The 23161-nt window shown below is 34.9% G+C and carries 23 protein-coding genes; 1 reads left to right on the forward strand and 22 read right to left on the reverse strand.

The window, feature by feature from the left end; all coding sequences use genetic code 11:
• Positions 1 to 30: 30 nt before the first annotated feature.
• From IAE51_RS07525 to IAE51_RS07570, 10 genes are all read right to left on the reverse strand, one after another.
• Complete coding sequence (locus IAE51_RS07525) at positions 31 to 1320, reverse strand: MATE family efflux transporter (protein WP_033900722.1); 1290 nt, start codon at positions 1318 to 1320, stop codon at positions 31 to 33.
• Positions 1317 to 2807 (reverse strand): threonine synthase, encoded by a 1491-nt coding sequence (gene thrC, locus IAE51_RS07530; protein WP_058206485.1) that lies wholly within the window; start codon positions 2805 to 2807, stop codon positions 1317 to 1319. The genes IAE51_RS07525 and thrC overlap by 4 nt, the downstream gene beginning before the upstream one ends.
• A 102-nt stretch (positions 2808 to 2909) precedes the next feature.
• The gene (nusG, locus tag IAE51_RS07535; protein WP_003129977.1) at positions 2910 to 3467 is read right to left on the reverse strand and encodes a transcription termination/antitermination protein NusG; all 558 of its coding nucleotides are present in this window, start codon (positions 3465 to 3467) and stop codon (positions 2910 to 2912) included.
• Positions 3468 to 3664: 197 nt separating this feature from the next.
• Entirely contained in the window at positions 3665 to 3859 is a 195-nt protein-coding gene (secE, locus tag IAE51_RS07540) for a preprotein translocase subunit SecE (RefSeq protein ID WP_003129978.1), read from the reverse strand.
• A 110-nt stretch (positions 3860 to 3969) separates the two neighbouring features.
• Complete coding sequence (rpmG, locus tag IAE51_RS07545; RefSeq protein WP_010906305.1) at positions 3970 to 4119, reverse strand: 50S ribosomal protein L33; 150 nt, start codon at positions 4117 to 4119, stop codon at positions 3970 to 3972.
• A 40-nt stretch (positions 4120 to 4159) separates the two neighbouring features.
• Complete coding sequence (locus tag IAE51_RS07550; protein ID WP_039116455.1) at positions 4160 to 5977, reverse strand: acyltransferase family protein; 1818 nt, start codon at positions 5975 to 5977, stop codon at positions 4160 to 4162.
• A gap of 101 nt (positions 5978 to 6078) precedes the next feature.
• Positions 6079 to 8310 carry a PBP1A family penicillin-binding protein gene (locus IAE51_RS07555; protein WP_003129980.1) on the reverse strand — a complete coding sequence of 744 codons (2232 nt, stop codon included), beginning with the start codon at positions 8308 to 8310 and terminating at the stop codon, positions 6079 to 6081.
• A gap of 308 nt (positions 8311 to 8618) precedes the next feature.
• Positions 8619 to 9254, reverse strand: a complete 636-nt coding sequence (locus IAE51_RS07560) for a DUF421 domain-containing protein (RefSeq protein ID WP_012898614.1) — start codon at positions 9252 to 9254, stop codon at positions 8619 to 8621.
• A 16-nt stretch (positions 9255 to 9270) separates the two neighbouring features.
• On the reverse strand, positions 9271 to 9702 hold the full coding sequence (locus IAE51_RS07565) for a DUF3290 domain-containing protein (RefSeq protein ID WP_010906308.1): 432 nt from the start codon (positions 9700 to 9702) through the stop codon (positions 9271 to 9273).
• A 113-nt stretch (positions 9703 to 9815) separates the two neighbouring features.
• Positions 9816 to 10193: a pyridoxamine 5'-phosphate oxidase family protein gene (locus tag IAE51_RS07570; RefSeq protein WP_033900715.1), complete on the reverse strand. Its 378-nt coding sequence runs from the start codon at positions 10191 to 10193 to the stop codon at positions 9816 to 9818.
• Between the two features lie 204 nt (positions 10194 to 10397).
• Here IAE51_RS07570 and IAE51_RS07575 point away from each other — a divergent pair, with 204 nt between their 5' ends.
• The gene (locus IAE51_RS07575) at positions 10398 to 11264 is read left to right on the forward strand and encodes an RluA family pseudouridine synthase (protein ID WP_200095104.1); all 867 of its coding nucleotides are present in this window, start codon (positions 10398 to 10400) and stop codon (positions 11262 to 11264) included.
• 38 nt (positions 11265 to 11302) lie between these two features.
• Here the strand turns inward: IAE51_RS07575 and IAE51_RS07580 are convergent, their stop codons facing one another.
• The 12 genes from IAE51_RS07580 to IAE51_RS07635 all read right to left on the reverse strand — a co-directional run bounded on the left by IAE51_RS07580 (position 11303) and on the right by IAE51_RS07635 (position 23109).
• Entirely contained in the window at positions 11303 to 12112 is an 810-nt protein-coding gene (locus IAE51_RS07580) for a metal ABC transporter permease (protein WP_014570791.1), read from the reverse strand.
• Positions 12105 to 12842 (reverse strand): metal ABC transporter ATP-binding protein, encoded by a 738-nt coding sequence (locus tag IAE51_RS07585; protein WP_012898617.1) that lies wholly within the window; start codon positions 12840 to 12842, stop codon positions 12105 to 12107. The genes IAE51_RS07580 and IAE51_RS07585 overlap by 8 nt, the downstream gene beginning before the upstream one ends.
• A gap of 176 nt (positions 12843 to 13018) precedes the next feature.
• Complete coding sequence (locus IAE51_RS07590; RefSeq protein ID WP_017865154.1) at positions 13019 to 13861, reverse strand: metal ABC transporter substrate-binding protein; 843 nt, start codon at positions 13859 to 13861, stop codon at positions 13019 to 13021.
• Positions 13858 to 14295 (reverse strand): zinc-dependent MarR family transcriptional regulator, encoded by a 438-nt coding sequence (locus tag IAE51_RS07595; protein ID WP_010906313.1) that lies wholly within the window; start codon positions 14293 to 14295, stop codon positions 13858 to 13860. Before IAE51_RS07595 ends, IAE51_RS07590 begins: the two co-directional genes overlap by 4 nt.
• A gap of 80 nt (positions 14296 to 14375) precedes the next feature.
• Positions 14376 to 14660, reverse strand: coding sequence for a competence type IV pilus minor pilin ComGG (gene comGG, locus IAE51_RS07600; RefSeq protein ID WP_017865155.1), 285 nt, complete (start codon positions 14658 to 14660; stop codon positions 14376 to 14378).
• A gap of 38 nt (positions 14661 to 14698) precedes the next feature.
• Positions 14699 to 15145: a competence type IV pilus minor pilin ComGF gene (comGF, locus tag IAE51_RS07605; RefSeq protein WP_058203710.1), complete on the reverse strand. Its 447-nt coding sequence runs from the start codon at positions 15143 to 15145 to the stop codon at positions 14699 to 14701.
• Positions 15108 to 15404 carry a competence type IV pilus minor pilin ComGE gene (comGE, locus tag IAE51_RS07610; protein WP_033900709.1) on the reverse strand — a complete coding sequence of 99 codons (297 nt, stop codon included), beginning with the start codon at positions 15402 to 15404 and terminating at the stop codon, positions 15108 to 15110. The genes comGF and comGE overlap by 38 nt, the downstream gene beginning before the upstream one ends.
• Positions 15376 to 15807: a competence type IV pilus minor pilin ComGD gene (comGD, locus tag IAE51_RS07615; protein ID WP_029344526.1), complete on the reverse strand. Its 432-nt coding sequence runs from the start codon at positions 15805 to 15807 to the stop codon at positions 15376 to 15378. Before comGD ends, comGE begins: the two co-directional genes overlap by 29 nt.
• Entirely contained in the window at positions 15767 to 16150 is a 384-nt protein-coding gene (comGC, locus tag IAE51_RS07620; RefSeq protein ID WP_080735951.1) for a competence type IV pilus major pilin ComGC, read from the reverse strand. The genes comGD and comGC overlap by 41 nt, the downstream gene beginning before the upstream one ends.
• 13 nt (positions 16151 to 16163) lie before the next feature.
• Positions 16164 to 17237, reverse strand: coding sequence for a competence type IV pilus assembly protein ComGB (comGB, locus tag IAE51_RS07625; protein WP_200095115.1), 1074 nt, complete (start codon positions 17235 to 17237; stop codon positions 16164 to 16166).
• A complete protein-coding gene (gene comGA, locus IAE51_RS07630) occupies positions 17131 to 18069 on the reverse strand; it encodes a competence type IV pilus ATPase ComGA (RefSeq protein WP_058206479.1) in 939 nt (312 codons plus the stop codon). The genes comGB and comGA overlap by 107 nt, the downstream gene beginning before the upstream one ends.
• A gap of 120 nt (positions 18070 to 18189) precedes the next feature.
• The gene (locus tag IAE51_RS07635) at positions 18190 to 23109 is read right to left on the reverse strand and encodes a PolC-type DNA polymerase III (protein ID WP_162551487.1); all 4920 of its coding nucleotides are present in this window, start codon (positions 23107 to 23109) and stop codon (positions 18190 to 18192) included.
• Positions 23110 to 23161 lie beyond the last annotated feature (52 nt).

A 23161-nucleotide genomic window follows, 5' to 3' on the forward strand; every position in this document is an offset into this window, starting at 1 on the left:
TGACAGAAAAGCTGTCAGTATTTTTTTATTTTAAATTTTGATTGTGAGGCTTCGATTAAACTTGATTTTGAGAAAAATAAATCTAAAGAGATTATCAAGTAAAACTGCTAACCAAACTCCCTCTAGCCCTAATTTTAATCCTAAGGCTAAAAATGCTCCTAAAAGCAAGCGAATGCCAAACATCCCTAGCGTTGTGGCATAAAAAGGAAGTTTTGTGTTTCCTATTCCCTGAAAAGCTGCTGTATAAGTTGTTGCTCCTGTGACGAAAAAAGTCGCTAAAAATGAAAACAAAATAACAGTGGTACTTGCATTCATGGCAATTCTGTCAGTAGTGAAAAATTGATTTAGAATATTGGCTGTCAGTAAAAGGGCCAAACCAATCACAAACATCATAATCGTCGCTAACCAGTAGGTCTTTTTGATATAAGCTTTAACATTTTCAATACTATTTTCAGCTGCTGCTTGTGCTACCAAAATTACTGTTACGGTTGCCATTCCGAAAACGGGCATATAATTAAATTGTGTAATGCTTTCACCAATTGCATTTCCTGCAAATACACGTTCGCCTAATCTGACAATAATCATCATGATGAGCAAATCGCCCAAACGCATTGACAAACGCTCTCCAGTTGCTGGTAAACTTAATTTAATCAATTGATGGTCCAATTTTTCTTTATAAAATTGAAGATCGGGTCGCTTATCTTTTAACTTATAATAGAGGAAAAGCGTCCCAATAAATCTAGCAATAACCGCTCCAAGTGCTGTCCCCAACACTCCTAAATGGAAAACAAAAATAAAGACAATTGACAGTATCAAATTTAGAAGACTGGCAAAAAAACTTGCCCACATCGGTGTCTTTGTATTTCCATCAGCCCGTAGAAAGGCTCCAAAAGTCGTCATTAAAGCCAAAAGGACAATCAAGCCACCTACTAAACTAAGATAAATAATGGAAAGCTCTAAAACCTGCTGACGAGCACCAAGTAAATAGAGAATAGGTCGTGCTCCCACAACTGAAACAATCCCCAAGGCAAGACCAATTAAAAAAGTCAGTTTGGTAGCAGAATTAATTAATCTTTTCGGGTTTTCCTCTACCTTCTTTGCAATAAGCACTTTGGCAAATAAACTTGAAACAATTGTTCCCAAAGCAATAAAAATCGCCTGATAGACCGTGATGAGATTATTAGCCAAAGAAACAGCTGCTACGGCAGAAAGACTAAGGTGAGCAACAATCATTGTGTCACTCACCCCTACAAGCATTTGTAAGAAATTTTCAATAATCGCCGGAAATGCGAATTTTAATATTTCTCTATTTGTTTTCATTTTAAGCCAAGATATTTTTCTACTTCTTTTTGCATTTCAGCGGCTGGAATAACGGTATGATGTAGAACTTCTGCTTCTTCAAGTCCGATGACTGCTTTTGGTAATGGAATCCCACTCAATTTTTCAAGTGATTTAACAGCAGCAAAATCGTCTCTATTTACTGACAGCTCTGTTTTATCATTTTCAAGCCCTTCTAAAACAACTTTTGGAAACTTATAAGGACTTGCCGTGCTGACCACAACTGTTTTTTCTTTGGGTTGAATTTGATGATAGACATAATTTGCTACTGCTGTATGAGGGTCCAGAACATATTTTTCATTTTCAAAAGTTTCTTGAATTTCTTTTGAAATTTCATCTTCTGATGCCCAGTCGGCCACAAATCCCTGAAGTTTAGTAATCATTTCTTTAGAAATTTGATAATGCCCTTCTACTGATAGGGCTGTCAGTAAATCTGAGGTTACTTTATCATTTTCGTCAGTTAATTCAAAAATTAAACGTTCAAGATTTGAAGAGACCAAAATATCCATCGAAGGTGAACTTGTTACATAGAATTCACGATTTTTATCATAAAGTCCTGTTTTGAAAAAGTCTGTCAGTACATTATTTTTATTTGAAGCACAGATGAGCTGATGAACGGGCAAGCCCAATTTTTTAGCATAATAAGCCGCTAAGATATTTCCAAAATTCCCTGTTGGAACTGAAAAATTAATTTCTTCTCCGTCAGTAATTTGACCAGTTTTGACAAGTTGTGCGTAAGCATAAATATAATAAGCAACTTGGGGAATCAAACGTCCAATATTCATTGAATTTGCTGACGAAAATTGTTTATTATTTTTCAAAAGTTGATCATGTAAAACTTTGTTATTAAACATTTCTTTTACTGCTGTTTGAGCTTGGTCAAAGTTTCCATCAATTCCAACAACATGAACATTTTCCCCTTTTTGAGTCAGCATTTGTTGCTCTTGAATATGGCTGACACCACCTTTGGGATAAAAAACAATAATTTTTGTTTGGGGCACATCAGCAAAACCGGCCATTGCGGCTTTCCCTGTATCTCCAGAAGTTGCAGTCAAGATAACAATTTCATTAGTCACACCATTTTTCTTAGCCGCTTGGGTCATTAAATGAGGTAAGATAGAGAGTGCCATGTCTTTAAAAGCAATCGTTTCACCATGAAAAAGTTCAAGAATATAGTGATTCCCAAGTCTTTTAAGCGGTGCAATTTCCGGACTATCGAATTTTTCTCCGTATGCTTTTGTCACCATTGATTTAATTTCGTCAGCAGAAAAATCATCAAAAAATGCTTTCAAAACAAGTTCAGCAATTTCTTGATAAGAAGCGTTTTTTAATTTTTCAAAGTCTAAATCAACTTTCGGGAAGTCAATGGGAACAAAAAGTCCACCATCTTCTGCCAAACCTTGTAAAATAGCTTGTGACGCTGTTTTTTTATTTGATTTATCACGTGTTGACTGATAAAAAGTTACCATGATATTTATTCCCCAATCACATTTTTTATAATTATAACAAATATTCTGTAAACTCGCAAAAAGCCACGAATTCTCGTGGCTTTTTTTTATTATAATACTTAATTAGGCTTGAATATCTTCAATTTGGTGCATGTCCAATTCAACTGGAGTTGCACGACCAAACATATCAACAGTCAGAGTCAATTTGTCGCCATTGATTTCTGTGATTGGAGCTTCAAATCCTGAAAAGGCACCATCAACAATACGAACACGTTTTCCAACAAAAACATCAAAGTCAATTTCACGAACAACTTTGCCCATGCCAACCAAAATATCTTGAATTTCTTGTTCAAAAAGTGGTGTAGGTTTTGACCTATTCCCGTGTGAACCAACGAATCCAGTAACATTTGGTGTATTACGGACAATAAACCAGGCTTCATCAGTCATATTCATTTCAACCAAAACATAGCCTGGGAATAAGTTTTCTTCAACTTCTTTCATTTTGCCATTAACTTCTGTACGAATTGTCTCAGTTGGAATTTCGACACGCAAAATTTTGTCAGCCATGTTATAAAGTTCAGCACGCTCAAGCAAATCTTCTTTAACTTTACGTTCATACCCTGCATAGGTTTGAATAACGAACCAACCTTGGTCAAAACTTACTAAATTATTATCTTCCATTTGAAATACCTCTGTATTTATTTTTTTTACTTAATCAGTTAAAATCCCAGCTGACAGAAATCTGTCAGTAATTTGGGTACAAGAAAAAGGGCCAAGCCCTTATCAGATAATATTATTATATCATATTTATCTTGAATTAAAAGGACTTTTAATAAAATTAGAAAAGAAAAATCTGTCAAAACTGACAGATTTATAGATTATTTAAGAAATGGGATTAAATGGTTAACACTAAATGTAATTCCATGTTGAGTTACCCAATCGAAAATTATGATGAACACCAAGAAGAAAGCTGTATATTCAATGACCATAAAAAAATCACGAACAGATTGTTTTCTGCTTGGCCAAGTGGTTAATTTCATTTCTTCAATAATGCTACCAATAAATTTAAACATAATCTTTTCCTATCACTGCCACAAATTTACTGACAGAGTCCATTTCTTATAAAAGTTTACTGACAGAATGTCAGTTCGACGTGTTTAAACCCTATTAAAGTAAATACGATTTAACGCGTTTCTTTGTGTAATGTGTGTTTGCCACAAGTACGACAAAACTTTTTAACTTCAACTCGTTTTTCTTTCGCAACTGACGAAAGATTGAGGGTGTAATTTCGTGAACCACATATGGTGCACGCTAATCCAGCTTTTCTTAACATATTATCTCTTATTCTATCAAAAATTATTTAGAAGCGCAAACTATTTTTCCACATTGGTCAGACTATTAGCTACTAAAGCGGCGTATTTTTCGGCCCCTGTTCCTTTAGGATGAATATTATCACTGTAGAACCATGAACTTTGACCAGATGCTTTTTTATTCCAATCAATAATTTTCAAATTTTTATATTTCTTTGCCATTTTCGTCAGCAAATTATTATTAGGTTTTGCCCAAACACGGTCTGCGTGGACATTCATCCAATAAACAGGTTTATTACCTGCCACTTTCATCGCAGCATCAATTTCATCTTCTTTAATTGTTCCATTTGTTCCTAGACCAATTAAGTAAGCATCAGGATTAGGCATTTTTGATTTAGCATTCGTTAAGTCTGTCGCCAGTGACTCTGCTTGTCTTCCAACTGCTGCATCAATATACATATGTGGAAAAACTTCTTGAAGATTTGTAGAAGCAGCAACCATAACCGAATCTCCAAGGGCTAGAACATTCATTTGAGAAGCTTTTTCAGCAACTACAGGTTGAACCTTATACTTTTCTGCTACCGCCTTTAAGGACATCGGTACTTTGTTGTTAGCCTCAGCCAGTTGTTTCTTTTGTAGTGCAACCTGTTGGGCCATTATTTTTTCTTCAATTACTCGTTGGTCATGGGGTGAAGGCGGTGAAAAAATAATGAAACCTAAGCTTATTAGAGCAAGCCCTGAAATGAGCATCGGTAAAATATTCTTTTTAAGTTTCCAACCTTTTTCTCGAACAAAATTTTGAAGGATTCCTAAAATATTACTATAATCAAAGCGCTGCGTTGGTAGCTCAATCAAACGATATGAAAGTTCCGTCAGAATAAGAATGAGCGCCAATTGCCAAATTAAATTATACCAAGCGGTAGGAGCAAGTACCTTAGCTTCAGCGAAAGCAAAAACAGGAAGTTGCCACAAGTAAATTCCGTAAGAACGTGAGCCAATATATTCAAAAACAGGGTTTGAAAATAGCTTGTTAGTCGGAAGACTTGGATGTGCCACCAAAGCAACCATTATCACACTGGCCAAACTTGCTAGCCACATTCCGCCATAATAAGTAAATGTCCCTTGAGCAGGCATAAAGATATAAGCAAGCAGCAAAAGCAAAGATAATCCAATAGTCAACTGCCAAGCAATTTTAACCGCTCGTTTATTAACCTTATGTGAAAGTTTATTCAAAGGCCAAATGAAAGCAAGACTAGCCCCCATCATCAAGCTAAAGAAACGCGTATCCGTTCCATAATAAACCCGCGTTGGGTCTGCTCCGGGAACGAAAAGAATTGCCATCCAAATTGCCGAAATCAAGGCCAAAACATTAGCAATGACAAAAATCCGACCTCTTTTTTTAACAAATTTTAGCAAAACAATCAACAGCAAAGGCCAAAGGATGAAGAATTGCCCCTCGATTGATAAATAATAAATATGTTTGAAAGGTGAAGCACCCGCAATATCAGCAAAATATGAACTTCCTTGCGAAATTTGCCACCAGTTTTGAACCGAAAATACAGCAGAAAGGAAATTAGAACGTAATCCCGCCCACAAATTAGGTTGAAAAATGATGATATAAGGTGTCACAAGAAGAAAAATTGCAACTAGTAATGGATATAGACGCTTTAATCTTCTTCCCCAAAACTTCCAAATATTAATCTTCTTATTTTTTTCATACTCGCGAAGGAGCGAATCCGTCACCAAATAGCCCGAGAGAACAAAGAATAAAACAACACCAAGAAAACCACCCTGAACATGGTTTGGCCAGAGGTGATATAGAATAACTGTTAAAACACCAATCGTCCGTAATCCATTAAAACCTGTGACGTAACGCTTCATTTTTCTTCTCGATTTCTATCTTTATTCTTTAAAATTTTCTTGTCTTAAAACTACTACGCTTTACCTCTAATTCTACCATATTTCTACCTCTTTTTTCAGTTTTAGTTGCCAAAAATCCCTTTAACTTTATCCCAAGCATTTTTAGCTGCATCTCCAATATCTTTACCTACTTTTCCAAGGTCCAAACCACCAGAATCTGAAGACGATGAAGAGCTAGAACTAGAGCTTTCTGGTGTATTTCCAGTCGTGTGAGCTTCTGCTTGTTCTTGGTCCACAATATCATCTTGATATTGTCTTTGTTGAGTCCAATAAGGTTCTTGTGCGGCAACACCTGCTTCCGCATAAGGATTTTCAACTGTAAATGCCGTTCCTTTAGTATAAGGCAACATATAACTAGCTTCCTGACGGAAAATGACTGAGGTTTGTCCTTCTGATGAACCTGTCAGTTTATATTTCCCATCCGCATAACCAACCCAGAGAGCCATAACCACATCCGGTGTATAACCTACTACCCATTGGTCTTGGTCTTCATTGGTTCCTGTCTTACCAGCAAGTGTATAAGACTTAGGTGAAGCTTTCCAAGCAGAACCATTAGTATAAGTCCCCAGCATCATTTGAGTCATTTTGTCAGCTGTATCTTTACTAATAACCCGTTTTTTGGTTACCTTTGCTGTTTTTACAACTTGTCCTGCAGCATTTTCAATTTTAGTAATCAAATGCGCATCATTCATCACTCCGCCATTTGCGAAAACTTGATAAGCCTGAGCAATTTGCCATGGATTCGTTTCAACTCCAGCTCCGAGTGCAGTCGGTAAAACATCATTTTTACTACTTAAATCTAAACCAAACTCACGCCCTAAAGCATTTCCGACTTTTGGTCCAATCGCTTGATATGTATTAATAGCTGGAATATTATATGAATTTGCTAAAGCAGTATACATTGGGATTTGTCCACGCCATTGATTATCAAAATCGGTTGGTTTCCAGCCATTATAATCTGCTGGTGAATCATCAACCGTTTTATCAATTGACCACCCCGCTTCAATTGCTGGAGCGTAAACAATAAGAGGTTTGATAACTGAACCAGGAGAACGTTTAGACATTGTGGCATAGTTATAATCAGTAAAGCTATTTGAACCTTCTGTATTAACATTTCCGACAAGAGCATTGACAGCTCCCGTTTTAGGGTCAATAGCAACCGAAGCAGATTGGGCATAAGTTCCATCAGATGCTTGTGGGAAGAAACTTGGGTCAGAATAAGTCTTTTGCAAGCCGGATTGCATATTTTGGTCCATGCCCGTATATATCTTGTAACCATTATTCATGATTTCTTGTAATGTCAGACCATACTTACGTTCCGCTTCAGAAATTACAGCATTATAATAGCTTGGATATTTATATTGACTACTTTTAGATTGATAATTGTCTTGCAATTGAGCTTGTAAGTCAACTTTCATAAAAGTATCTGCCTGTGACTGCTCCAAATAACCAGCATTAACCATATTTTGCAAAACTGTATTACGTCGGTCAGTCGCATATTTTCCTTTTTCGTAAAGAGGATTATAAATTTCTGGCCCTTTTAACATTCCCGCAAGACTGGCTGCTTCATCAACAGTTACTTCACTTGCTGGAACACCAAAGTATTTCAAAGCTGCATCCTGAATTCCCCAAACACCATTACCAAAGTAAGAATTATTCAGATACATATCAAGAATCTCATCTTTACTATAATGTTTATTGATTTCAAGTGCCAAGAAAAACTCACGGGCTTTACGGTCAATCGTTTGTTCTTGAGTCAAATAAGCATTTTTGGCCAATTGCTGAGTGATTGTTGAACCACCACCAAAACGCCCAAGAGTAACGGCTGCTAGAGCAAAACGTTTCAAATTGACACCATGATTTTTATAGAAAGTTCTATCTTCAGTTGCCACAACAGCATTTGTAATATTTTTGGAAATTTGGTCAATCTTGACCGGTGTTCCTTTTTGACCATAAAGATTTCCAGCTTCATTATTATCTTTGTCATAAATGACTGTTTGTGCCGAAATAGAACTTTGCAGTACTTTAACATTAGCTGTTTTAGCTAAGTAAAAAAGATATGAACCTGTCGAAACAATGGCTACTAAGACAAAAATAATTGTGATTTTTGTCAGATTATAACGTTTCCAGAACCGTTTAATTGGTTTCATGAATTTACCGAACTTCGTTTTAGCCGGTTTTTCTATTTCTTCTTCAAGCTTTTTTTGTTTTTTAGGGCGTAAATTAGGAATTTTTAAACTATTTTTTTTAGATTCCTTTTTATTACGCCGACTGAAATTATTATTTTCAGACATATATCGTTCCTCAGATGCTTTTTATTTCTTTACTTACTCAAATGAATACAGCAATACCTTATTTTAATACTTTTCTGCTTTTTTTGCCTTACATCTTTGTAAGGTATTTAGATTTCATTTTTTCAGTTCTGATTATTTTACCAAAAATCCCTTTGGCTTACAATGTAAGTTTGTAAAACGAAAGGGATTTATGTTTTATTATAAAGGTTTCTCTAGATTTTTCAATTGTTTCACTTCTAACACCAAATTTCTATTTATAATTTAGCTAACTAACTCTAAATTAAAACAAGAGTATTCGCTTTCTAATATTATTTTGTATATCCGTAAAGTTTAAGTTCACCTGATAGGTATTCTCCTAAATATATTTCCTTAATTTGGTTATATCCTTGCAGATTAATTTGTTGTTCAAGCCAATTTTCATCTTTATCAATTAATTCGAGAACATCAAAATTAGCTTGTCCATCAACAATAATTGGATATTTAATATTTTCACCACCAAATTCAATCAATGTCAATTGACCATTTTGTTCTAAAATAGCTCTTTTAACATTATGTATCTCATAGATACCATTAGAACGTAATTTAAACATTAATTCATTAGCTGAGATTCCATTTCTGAGACATTCATTTACTCTCACTTTTCCATCTTGAATCAGAGTCAATGGTTTACCATCAACGATTAATTTTACATAGCGATTGTGCTCCTTTGCAAATTTTAAAATTAATACTAACAGTGTCCATATGATTAGAACCAAGACAAATTGTAAAACCGTAATAGAATCATTATAGATGACTCCACCAATAATTCCCCCTAAAACATAATTTTGAACTTGATCCATTGCTGATGAGGGGGCAAGATTACCTTTCCCCATTAAATTTATTTGAATAATTAAACAAATAATACCTAAAGCAAATTTTAGTATTATTGGGCTGTATAATTGCATTTTAACTCCTAATTTTTTATTTTTCGGGATTAATCAAGTAACTTTTAGTAAGGGTGTATGACTGTTGATCAGCACTAAGGTTAACTTTATAATAATCACCTTTTATCTTTACAATCACACCATCAGCTAATTGCGTGGAATTAACAAAAATATTATTTTTATTCGTTCTTTCGTTTTTAGCGACTCTTTCAATAAATCCAACCATCTGTGAAGATTGAGTATGCTTAGACTGATTAATTTGATAATTTGAATATTGTATACCAATCTCTAAAATAATAAATAATAATAAAATAATACTAAGATCTCTATATTTCGTTTTAATTCTATGCTTAATATATATAGCAAATACAATAACAAGAACTACAAGACTCCCAAAAATAAAGATATATCGAAGATAATCACTAAGTCCAGCTTGCGATTTTAAAAATTCAATATCATAAAATTTCATATTTTTCACCCCTTAATAACTATTATATTAAAAAAATGATTAATAAATCATTTTATAATTATTCAAACCTCATTTAATTTTATAAATAAACCTTCTAAGATGAAATATTATCTTTATAATAGTTGTTCTACTTCCACCGGAGTAAGTTCAAGAACTGCTCGCAAAAATGGATACTTTTCTTTCATCATTTCAAATTCTGGACCATTTGAAATAAGTTTTGCTTTAGCACTCACCCTAAAGCCAATCCCTTGATAGCCATTTTTACCTTCGACTTCTCTAACCCCAAGCATCAGATAAATTGTATCATTCACTTTAATATCCTCTTCTAAATAATGCATCCCTGCTGCTGGTGCCAATATTCGTTCATCACTGGTAAGCTGTAAATAAGAAATCCATGTTCCTGTAACATGAGGACTTTCCTCTGCTCCCCATGAAGTGAGGGAAACTGAACCTTCATATTTTAATGTTTCTTTAAATTTTTTTGTTAGCATTTCTTTCTCTTTCTATAATTCACTCATAATATTTATTATTTTTTACATTTTGAGTTATCTTTATTACGTATTTTTAAGAAGATACTTTGATTATAACAAACCTAGAGTTAATTGAAAAGTAATTCTCTTGATAATCCCGATGCTGTCACCCTTTCAGTTTCTTATATTTTTGGGCCAAATAAAAACTTATAGTATAATGTGAATATGGAATATAACTTCATTTTACCCGAAAATTTTATAGAACAGCCTGTCTCTGATTTACTCGAAAAAACTTGGTTCATTCCCCGTAAACAAAGACACTTTCTAAGAATGAAAAAACATTGCTTAGTCAATAACAAGATTATTAACGAAAATCAGCTCGTCCATTCTGGAGATAAAATCACTCTTATTTTTGATAATGAGGATTTCTCTAATTTATCTCTAAAATTCGGTTCAGCAAATTTAGCTGACATCCTTTATGAAGACGAACATTTGATTGTTGTTAATAAACCTGAAGGAATGAAGACCCACGGAAATACGGCTGATGAATTAGCCTTACAAAATCATGCTGCAGCGGCAATCAACCAAGAAGTTTTTGTTGTCCATCGCCTGGACCAAGCAACATCTGGTGCTGTTTTATTTGCAAAAAATCAATTTGTTCTCCCTATTCTTGGTAAAATGTTTGAAGAAAATAAAATTCATCGTGAATACTTGGCACTAGTCAAAGGTCATTTCCCAGAAAATCAATTTACCATTGATCGAGCCATTGGTCAGAATCGCCATGATAAAAATAAACGAATCCTTTCCGCAAAGGGTCAAAAAGCAGTGACTCATGTTGAGATTATCAAAAAATTTACTGACAAAACTCTTGTTAAATGTACCTTAGATACTGGAAGAACTCACCAAATACGTGTCCATTTATCTTCATTAAATCATCCTATCATTGGTGATGCTTTGTATGGTCAAAAATCACAGGAGAGAATGATGCTTCATGCTGGTAAAATTATTATTCCCCATCCGTTTGAAAATAAAATTTTAGAAATTTCAGCAATTAGTACTAGTTTCCTTGACATTTTAAATAAAACAAAATAAAAAGAAGTGATTTTTTACCACTTCTTTTTATTTATTTCTTAGGCTCGAATCAATCGTTTTAAACTTGAAGTTACCAAGAAAAGGACGATGAAAATTAAAGTAATTGCGGCAGATGCTGGAGCATCCATATAGTAAGAGGCAATCAAGCCAGCATTTAAACCAATAAAACTTACAATAACCGAGATAAACAACACAGCTTTAAAAGATTTGCCTAGACGCATCGCAATTGAAGCAGGTAAAACCATAATTGCCGAAACAAGTAAAGCCCCCGCTGCAGGAATCATCAGGGCAATAGCAACCCCCGTGACAATATTAAATGCAATCGAAATCCATCGAACAGGAAGTCCATCAACAAAAGCTGTATCTTCATCAAAAGTCATCACGTAAAGCGGACGTAAAAAGAGAATAAATCCAAGCAAAACAACTGCTGCTAAAACAAAAAGCATAATCACTTGCGATAAGGAAATTGTGATAATTGAGCCAAATAAATATTGCTCCAAACTAACACTTGTTGCTCCTTTTGAGGAATTCAAAATCAAAAGGGCAATGGCAAGCCCTGCTGACATCAAAATGGCCGTCGCAATTTCCATATAGTTATGATAAATTGTTCTTAAATACTCTAGAAAAACAGCCGCAATTACAACTGTAATTAAAGTTGTAATCGTTGGATTCCAACTTAAGAGAACCCCAAAAGCGACACCGGCTAATGAAACATGTGATAATGTATCTGACATTAAACTCTGTCTACGTAGTACAAGAAATACACCAAGCAAGGGAGAAAATATTGAAATAGCGGTTGCTGCTAAAAGAGCGTTTCGCATAAAATCATACTGAAATAATTCAAACATCAGTTTCCTCCTTTAATTCTTGTTGCTTTTCTTGAGCTACTCTATCGCGGTCTGTATGCAAATCAAAGCAAGCAAATTTCCCATTTTTATCTTTCAATAAATGGATATTTCGGTCAGCATAATCTTTCACTTCTTCTGGATCATGAGTGACCATTAAAACAGATTTTCCATGTTTATGAGCCGCATGGTGCATCAATTCATAAAAGTCACTACTTGATACATCATCCATTCCTGTTGTTGGCTCATCAAGAATAAATAAGTCAGGATCACTAGCAAACATTCTTGCAATAGCAATTCTTTGCTTTTGCCCTCCAGAGAGTTCACCAATACGCTTATTTCTGTAGTCCCACATTCCTACTGAGTCAAGGGCTGCCTTAACGTGTTCTGAGTCGTGAGCTGTCATTTTTTTAAACCAACCTTGTCTCGGATAGCGTCCGCTCATAACAAATTCATGAACCGAACTTGGAAAACCAGCATTAAAACTTGCAACTTGCTGAGGAAGATAAGCAATTCTTAATTTTTCTCCTCGGTTATTTTTGGGAGAAATTTTTATTTTACCTTTTTTAGGTTTTAAAATTCCCAAAGTTGTTTTTATAAGAGTTGATTTGGCAGCACCATTCTCACCTGTTAATGTGACAAATTCACCGGAATCAACATGATAGCTGATATTTTCTAAAACTGGCTCTCTATCATAATAGAAAGTCAAGTTTTCAACATTGATATATCTCATTTTTTCTCTTTATATCTCTAATAGTAATTCTTATTTCGGTGTTTTTCTTACTAATCTATTTTTATTTCAAAAACACGAAACTCCCGTTCATGAGAACGAGAGTTTCAAGGAGTTTTATGAAAAGATTTTTTGGAAGAAATTCATTATAAATCCTTCATCTTAATTTTTCCTTAAACTCACTTGATAGTTTTCTTTAAAGCAGTCAAATTATCTTGCATCAGTGTGAGATAATTGTCACCATTTTTTTTCTGCTCGTCAGATAATCCTTCAACAGTATTGATACCAATAAGGTTCGCCCCTGCTGATTTTGCTAAAGTCTCAGCAATTTTACTGTTAGCATTTCCTTCAAAATAAACATTTTTTAGTCCTGCTTTTTCCATTTCAACTTTTAAATTAGCTAGCGTTGATGCTGAAGGTTCTACTTCTGGATCCAATCCAGCAATCGCAATTTCTTTCAAACCATAATCACGACTTAGATAAGCAAAAGCTTCATGTTGTGTAATAAATGTTTTTTGTTTAGCGTCTTTCAAAGTATCAAATTCACTGTCTAGCTTTTTCAATTTAGCAACATAACTCGCTGCATTTTTTTCAAAAGTTGCTTTATCATCTGGGAATTTTTTCCCAAGCTCAGAGGCAATGGTATTAACTTCAATAATTGCTTGCTTTGGACTAATCCAAGTATGAGGGTCACCAGATATCTTATCAACATCCTTGCTGGCTTCGATTTTAATCCCTTTATTATTTACTTTTTTGGCCCATTTTTCAAGGTCATTAGAATTGTAAACAATAGCTTCAGCATTTGTCATTGTCGCAACTTGCTTTGCACTTGGTTCAAATTCATGAACTTCCTGATTAGCAGGGACAATATTTTCGACATCGACTTTGTCACCAACAATTGCCTTCGTAAACTCATACATTGGCTCAAAAGTCGTGACAACTTCTGGCTTACTGGCTGATTTTTGACAACCTGCCAAGAGTAAAACTGCTGGAATAGCAAGTAACATCAATATCTTTTTCATTGAAATTCCTCCGTAAGTGCTGATAAGAATTTACTTATCACTTCTTGTTCTTCGTCAGTAAATTTGTTCCCTAATTCCTGGTAAGTACTCAGAGTTTTCTCGTGATGAGTAGCATGCTCCTTAGCAACCGGAACCGCTTTTTCAGTCAAGCTCCAAAGGACCACGCGTTCGTCATTTGTGGCTCGACTTGATTTAATTAGTTCTTGCTCTTGTAATTTCTTTAGAGCTTTAGTTACTGCTGCTGGAGAAATCTTTAGTTTTTCGGCAATTTTAGCATTTGTCGATATTTGTTCTGCCAAAAGCATTAAAATATGTTCTTGTGTGCTCGTTAGTTTCACATCACTTTCGCACTTACCAAGTAATATTTCATGCTTATTTTCTGCAAATTGCATGATTGTCCCAAGAAACTGGTCGATTTGATTTGCTAAACTCATCGTATTTCGTCCTCCATAATTAGTTTACTGGTTAATTATATAGCAAAGAAAAAATAATGTCAACCAGTTAACGTTATTTTTTAATTTTTTATTTGAAAGTTTGCGCCATCTTTTAGATGGATACTAAATTGATAAGTTTTTTCATCACTTGAATGGTCAGTAATTTTTGAACTGGCTGACGAATCTGTCAGTAAATTGTAGGACAAATCTCCTGAATCAAAATGAATTTGACCTTGAGATTTTAAATCAGTCTTTAAAGCTACTGACACCATTAATTCAGCTGTTAACTGCTCCTTTTCACTTCTTAATTGTCGAGCATCATCTATTTGCCTTTGCAAATAGAACTGAAGAAACATTGAAAACATCAATAATAAGACTAGCGTATATAGAAGTATTCCTCCTCTTACGTATCTTCCGGAAATTGATAAATAAATGTTCTCTCACCTCCTTGATTAAAATCAATTCTTATGGTTATTAAATTTTTAGTAGCTTGAATCTTAGCCGCTTTTATATCATAAAGCATTGGCTGATAACCCTGACCTTTGTCATCAGTCTTCCGGAAATCATCTCTCATAAAACCAAACCTTAGTTTTTTGTCTTTAGTTACATACAGAAAATCCTGCTCTACCCTATCTAATTTTGTTCCTGAGAGTTCAAAACGCATTTGCTGACAGAAAATTTGCCAATCTTTTATGCTATCACTTTGACTAATCGCCACTTGTTCTTTCAACATCTTTGTTAAACCTGAGATGACAAGGACTGAACCAGAAATTGCAAGAAGTGCCACCAAACACTCCAACAAGGTAAATGCTTTAACTTTGAAGTTCAAGTTGCATAATTTCCTTTCCATGATTACTAATAATCAGTAAATTTTGGTTTTCTTTTATCTTTATATCAGAACCGTTGATTGATAATTCTGTTAAATGACTTTCAATCGCCATTTGTGCCACGTTTAAAGCTTCAATCTTTTGATTTTCTTCCGTATCTTTTTGTCTTACTTGCACAAGAGAACTTACGATAAAGCTGACTAGAAAAGCGAGTAGAGCTATACTAATTAAACTTTCCAAAAGCAAATATGCCTTAACTGATTTTCTTTTTAAATTTTCCACTGCCTATCTCCAATTGATAAGTGATGAACTTTTTTTCGTAAGGTAAAGAAATTGTGAGTTTTTGTAAGCTAGAATTCTCTCCCTTATCATCAAATTTAACTGTAAAATCTTTAACTGCTACCTCCTTTGGAATTGTGATACTTCTATCTTCACAGATTAATTCTTGATTTTTAGCAACTAAACTTTCAGATTTTTGAAGCAGCGCAGCATCTTCTTGACTCCTTTTATAGAAATTTTCAAACTGGAGAACAAACAATTCTCCCTTAAAAAGATGGACTGTTTGTATTATTTCTAAAGAAAAAAGAGTTGTGATAAAAGAAATAATCAACAAAACTAGAAGAGACTCTAGTAAAGTAAATGCTCTAGTCATTAAAATTTCGTTCTTCATTTTTATTCTGATCATAGTAATTATCGTAAGCAGAAATTTGTTTTTGAGTAATCATCCCAGCGCTGAGCAATTCTGACAGAGTCGGCTTCTCATCATCATGATCTAATTCATAAAGTTGGGCTTGACTTTCTACTACTTTCACAACTGCCGCTTCTCCAGTTTTTTGAACTTGTGATTTTTCTTTAATTAAATTTGGAACAAATAGTAATATCAAAATACTAATAATAGCTAGTACAATTAACATCTCTATCAAAGTAAAAGCTCTTAGCTCTTTCTGACGGCATTTTTTTTCACAAATTTTAACGAATAAAAATATTTTTTGTATTTTCTTTAAAATAAACTTCTTAGTTCTTTCCATTTTTTCATCCTTTCTATATTCCAGAACCCATATTTGAATAGATGGGGAGTAACATGGCTGCATATAGCAAAATAATCATCAATGCTACAAAAATAAAAACAAGAGGTTGGATTAATTGCATTAAACGATCTATCTTTGTAAAAAATTGTTCCCAACATTCATCCGCATACAGCGAAAGCTCTAAGCCTAATTTATCTTTAATAGCTCCATATTCAATCATTAACGAGAGCTCGGGTAAAAAAAGCGCAAGTTTACTGACAGCTTGTTCAAAAGACCAACCAGCATTCAATTCTAAATCAAGATTCTTGCCAACTTCTGAAAAAATTCGACTTTTTTGTTTTTTCATCAAGTTAATAATTTGACGTAATTCAACACCTTGAGCAATTAGATTTCCCCATTCTCTTGCAAAGTAAGCTGTTAAATATAAACGGATAAAAGAATGAACCAGAGGTAATTTAACAAGAAATGTAAAATTCATTATTGCTGATTTTCGTTTAAAAAGAGTTACTGACAAAGCTGTCAGTAAAAATATAAAAGCTCCAAACGAAAAAAATACTAAGGGTAAATGATTAATCAATAGAGTAGCAAAGTTACTGCCACTATTGAGTTGTGGTAGTAAATAATTTTTTAAGCCCCACATAATTCCAATCAGAAAAATTAATAACAATATTGGATAAGTAGCAACTTCCACTAATTTATTTTTAACTTTAAGCTGTTTTTTTAGATGAAGTTCAACCAATTGCATCGTCCCTGACAAGTTACCATGCACTTCTACCAAAGCAAGTTGTGTCACCACATTTTTAGAAAATGAAAGACTTTCTAAAATCTCTGATAAAACTTGACCAGAAGCGAGACCTTCTTTCATTTTTAATGTAAATTCTTTTTCCACAAGTTTTGATAAAGATAAGAAATTTATCACTTCTCCTAAATTAAATCCACTATTCAAAAGATTTCCCATCAGTTGGATAAGTTTGGCTTGTTTAATCAGTCTTAATTTTTTCCCTTTTGGCTTCAGTAGGTGTGAGATATCCATTTGTAAGTAGCTGATCAATTTTTTTATTCCAATTTTCTGATGACCAAGACTCAAATTCGTTTTTGGCAATGTCTAATACTCCTTTCCCAGCTATTAAACGCTGATAAACAACACTTGATAAAGCATTTTTTATTTCCCAATGACTTAAACCCAGCTCTGATAGTCTCTGAATGACACCTCTAACAGAAGAGGCATGAACGGTTGAAAACACTGTATAACCTGTCAAACTAGCCCGTAAAACTGCTTGAGCGGTCAATTTATCACGAATTTCACCAACGATTAACAAATCTGGGCGATGCCTCAGTGATAATTTAATTAATTCATCATAACTATTACCAATGACTTCGTTGACTTGTAACTGAATAAAATCGGAATCAATCAACTCAACGGGTTCTTCAATAGTGATAACTTGTAAATCTGTAAAATGACGACGAGCTAAATCAAACATTAAAGATGTTTTTCCCGAGCCTACTGGACCGGCAAAGAGATGCAATCCTCTTTTACAATCATAATTCTCTAGCTCTTCATCAAACCAAAAATCAAGTTCTTTGTTTTGATCATGCAAGAGACGTATTACTAAAGATTCATTACCCTCGAAATCCCCCACTGTTGAAAGACGCAAACGTTTTGCATTACTTTCCTCTAATTCATACCAACAAGCTCCCAATTGAACTCGTCTGCGTTCTCCTGTATTCATCCCAGCTAGAAACTTAAAGTGAGTAAGTAGTGCTAAGCCAACTTCTAACCCAATTTCTTCTACCAGATCACGTGCTGTCATTTGTCGAAAATAAAGTTTATACTTTTCTTTTGAAGCAATCAGATAAATATCTGATGCACCTCTATCAATTGCTCTTTGAATTAATTCTTTTGCCATTTTTGGTATCATACTAGACTATACGCAAATAATCAGTTAATGTAACAAAAAAGCCGAAAATTTTTCGACATTTTGTTATTTCTAAAAATAAAAATACTCTTATCATTTAAGATAAGAGTATTTTATGAAAAATCAAAAGAAATCATCAAATAGACTTAATTGATTATCATCAGGCATTCCTTCAAGAACACCCATATTGGTCATGTTTTCAATAATCGTTTGTGAAACACCACCACGCTTACGAAGTTCCATTTTACTTAAAAATTCACCTTCAGCACGCGCTGCAACGATTTGTTTTGCTACGTTTTCACCCAATCCGTCCATTGTTACAAATGGCGGAATTAAAGTATCACCATCAATAACAAACTCAGTAGCCTCCGAGCGATAAAGGTCAATTTTACCAAAAGTGAAACCACGCTCTAACATTTCATTACAAAGCTCTAAAGTCGTATAGAGGTTAGTTTCAACATTTGTTGCATCAAAACCTTTATCTTTAATTTCTTTCATTTTGGCTTTGACTGCTTCAAGACCTGCTCCCATTACCCCAATATCAAAGGCAGTTGCTCTAATAGAGAACCATGCACAATAATACAATATTGGATGATGAACTTTGAAATAAGCTACCCGTAAAGCCATCATAATATAGGCTGCCGCATGGGCTTTAGGGAACATGTATTTAATCTTTGAACAAGACTCAATGTACCATTCAGGAACATCATGTTCTCGCATAGCTTCTACATATTTTTCACGTTCTTCGGCGGGAATTTTATTCCACATTCCCTTACGCACCCGTTCCATAATTGTAAAAGCAAGACCGTTTTCTAGCCCCTTATGAATAAGATAAACCATGATATCATCCCGACAGCCAATAACGCTTGATAAGTCGGCAATCCCTGAACGAATTAAATCTTGAGCATTTCCTGACCAAACGTCCGTTCCGTGTGAAAGTCCAGAAATTTGGAGTAAATCTGCGAAGTTTTTAGGTTTGGCTTCGGCAATCATGTTCATTGAGGTGAAAGTTCCCATTTCAGGGATTCCCAAAGTTCCTAATTTTACCCCTAACTGTTCTTCGGTCAAGCCCAAAGATTCTGTCCCAGTGAAAAGCTTCATCACTCCTGGGTCATCCATTGGAATATCTTGAGGAACAATACCAGAGAGACTTTGTAATTTTCGAATCATCGTGGGGTCATCATGTCCAAGGATGTCAAGTTTTAAGATATTGTCATGAATCGCATGGAAATCAAAGTGAGTCGTTTGCCATTCGGCATTAACATCATCGGCCGGAAATTGTACAGGAGAAAAATCATAAACATCCATATAATTTGGAATAACGATAATCCCACCAGGGTGCTGTCCTGTTGTTCGTTTAACACCAGTTGATCCAGCAGCTAAGCGGTCAATTTCTGCATTTCCATAAAATTGATCATAATCACGTTCATAACCTTTGACAAAACCAAAGGCTGTTTTTTCAGCAACCGTACCAATTGTTCCTGCTCGAAAGGCATAATCTTCACCAAAGATATCTCGAACGTCCAAGTGAGCAAGGGGTTGATCATCCCCAGAGAAGTTCAAATCGATATCGGGAACTTTGTCTCCCTTGAAACCTAAGAAAGTTTCAAAAGGAATATCATGCCCATCTTTGATGAGTTTATGATCACATTTAGGGCAATTTTTATCTGGCATGTCATAACCAGAACCGAAAGATCCATCATCATAGCATTCAAAATATTGACATTCTGGGCAACGATAATGTGGAGCCAAAGGATTTACTTCGGTAATCCCAATCATTGTCGCAACAAGTGATGAACCAACAGAACCCCGTGAACCAACGATATAGCCTCGGTCATTAGAACGTTTTACAAGTTCTTGTGAAATAATATAAACAACTGAGAAACCATTTCCTAAAATCGATCGAAGTTCTTTTTCAAGTCGTGCGTCAATAATATCTGGCAATGGATTACCATACCACTCATGTGCTTTTTCATAAGTTAAGCGAACAATTCGTTCTTCGGAGGTTTCTCCTCCATCAAAAACCATCTTAGGTGTATATAAATCATCCCGAACTGGAGTCAATACATCAAATTCATCCGCCATCTTTTGCGTATTGTCAATGACAATTTCACGCGCGGTCTTCTCATCAAGAAAACTAAAGGCTTCAAGCATTTCATCAGTTGTTCTAAAATGAGCTTCGGGTAATGGAAGAGGTTTGGCATGTTCCCCATGTCCTTGAGTCCAGTTAATTTCAGCTCCAAGACCAAGCGAGCGAACAATAATTTCTCGATAAATAGCATCTTCTGGGTTCAAATAATGTAAATTACCTGTGGCCAGAACTGGCTTGCCTAAAGTCTTACCAATTTTTATCAAATCTTTAAGCGTTTGTTCCAATTCTTTTTCTGATTTGAAAGAACCACCAACAACAAGTGAACGATAAAGAGCTGGTGGAAATACTTCGATAAAATCATAAAACTTGGCGATTTCAAGCGTTTCTTCAAATGTTTTATTGATTGCTGCATCAAAAACTTCACCAATTTCGCAGGCCGAACCGACCAACAAACCTTCACGGTTGGCTTCTAAAACAGAACGTGGAACCCGAGGAAGACCAGCATAATATTTAACATTCCCAAAACTAACAATTTTAAAGAGATTTTTTAAACCTTCTTGTGTCTTGGCATATAAAGTCACGTGTTTTGGACGAACTTTTTTATAAGAATCTTCACTGACCAATTTGTCATTAAGTTCTAAAAGACTTGTCCATCCTGTATTTCTAGTACGTAATTCTTCCAAAAATACAAAGAGCAAACGTCCGGTTGCTTCCGCATCAAAGTTGGCCATATGGTGATGTTCAAGTCCAATTTGGAATTTCTTAGTCAATTGACCCAAACCAAAACGTTTCATTTCTGGGTAGAGATTACGGGCAAATTCAAGGGTATCAACCACTGGTTGCGTGATAATCGGCAAACCATTTCGTGAATAGTTCATATTCATGAAGCCCACGTCAAATGTTGCATTGTGAGCAACAAGAATTGTTCCTTCACAAAACTTTTGGAATTTTGTTAGAACTTCATATAATGGTTTGGCATTTTTGACATGGTCATCTGTAATTCCGGTTAATTCTGTTGTAAATTCGCTCAAACGATATCCTGGATTGATAAATTCATCAAATTCATCAATTGGATTTCCTTTGTGCATTTTTGTTGCCGCAATCTGAATCAAATCATTATGAACTGCCGAAAGTCCTGTTGTTTCCACGTCGAATACAACATAAGTTGATTCATACATGTCAACGTCAGTTTCATTGTAAACAATCGGAATTTTATCTTCAACAAGATTGGCTTCGACGCCATAGATAATCTTGACGCCATTCTTCTTTCCAGCCGAGTGAGCTTCAGGGAAAGATTGCAAACCACCATGGTCAGTAATTGCAATAGCTTTATGTCCCCATTTAGCAGCCTGAGCAACCAAACTAGAAGCAGAAGGAATGGCGTCCATTTGACTCATATTAGTATGCGCGTGAAATTCAACACGTTTTTCATCTGATTTGTCTTCACGAACATTTTGTGTCGGAATTTCAATCAAATCAGTCAATTGTAGGACTAAATCATTTTTGAAATTATCCCGTTGAACATTCCCGCGGACTCGACACCATAGTCCCGCTTTAATTTGTTTGGCTAGCTGAATTTCTTCCTCGCCACGTAGCCATTTCTGAACATAAAAACTTGAAGTGTAATCAGTCATTTCAAATTCAAGAAGGTAACTAATATTCCCTGTTTTACGTGATTTAATTTCACGGAGTTCGCCTTTAAAGACATATCCTTCAAAAACAACTGGTCCGTTAGTCGAAAATTCACTGACAGAACGCATCGGAGTGACGGGTTCATTATTTTTGATTTCGCGACCTAATTGAATTTTATCTGATTTTACAGCTTTGATTTGAAGAGCAACACGGTCAATGGTTGGTTTAGGTTTAATTTCCACAACCGCATTAGCGGTCATCACCAAATCATCTTTGTATTTGTCGTGTTCAATATTTCCTTGTACACGCAACCAAAGAGCATCAGATAAGCTGTCAGTAAAATTATCTTCTCCATCAGTACGGTCAGCTATAATTTTTTCATTCATAGCTTTGACAGTACTGACAATTTGGTCAAATTGGGCAATTTCTTCATCCTTACGACCCCATTTTGAAATCATAAAAGTTGAAGTTTCATCAGCCATTTTTAATTCTAAAATATGGTTGACTTTGCCTGATTCTTTTCCCGTAAACTCACGGTGTGCGGCTTCAAAAACAAGTCCCTCAAAAATAACGCCAAAACCTTCTCCAGCAATAAAAGACATGCTGGTAATTGGACTTTGTCCGCTGATTTTTCGGCCAAAGAAAATGCCGTCAGAAAGTGCTGTTTCCACAAATTCTGGTTTTGCTTCTCTGGTATTTTTGCTTTCCCGTTCTTCTGAACGTTGTTTTTTGATTTCAGAAATTTGGGCTTGTTCTGCAGTTTGAGCCGCCAAGCGAGCCGCAACTTTTTCAGCGTGAGCAGCTGCTTGCATTTCTGTCAGCTCCTGGTCAACTAGAGGGGTTATTCTTAATTCTCCAAAACCGAAAGACTTAAATTTTTCCTCTAGAATTGGAAAATATTTTTCCACAAAAAAATCCATTTGCGGATTATCTTCCACCATTAAGTGAATTTTTTCTTCTTCTTCCTTTTCAAGATGATATTTCTTAAAAATACTTGAAAAAGCAGAATCGCATAATTCTGGAAGTGTAAGTGCATATTGATAATAATCATTCAGATTTTGCTCATCAATATTTTGATTTCGACTGCTGACAGAAATTTCTGTACGAGCAATTGTCGAAAAAGCAGTTTCCGTCAGTTCTGTCAGTAATTTATATGTATCAATTGGTAAAATCTCATCAAAAATTAACTGAAAGTGCCAGAGCTTACTTGCCGTGTGCACTTCAACATTTTCAATATCAGCATGCTCAAATTGGCTAGAACGACGCAAATTTGGTGGCATTTTGATTTGTTCCATCAATTTTTCAAACAGATTTTCCATGTTTTTTTGACCCTTTATCTTATTTTTTCTATCCTTAGCAAATAGAATTTCA

It is taken from the genome of Lactococcus sp. S64, from assembly GCF_016516525.1.
Classification (GTDB): domain Bacteria; phylum Bacillota; class Bacilli; order Lactobacillales; family Streptococcaceae; genus Lactococcus; species Lactococcus lactis.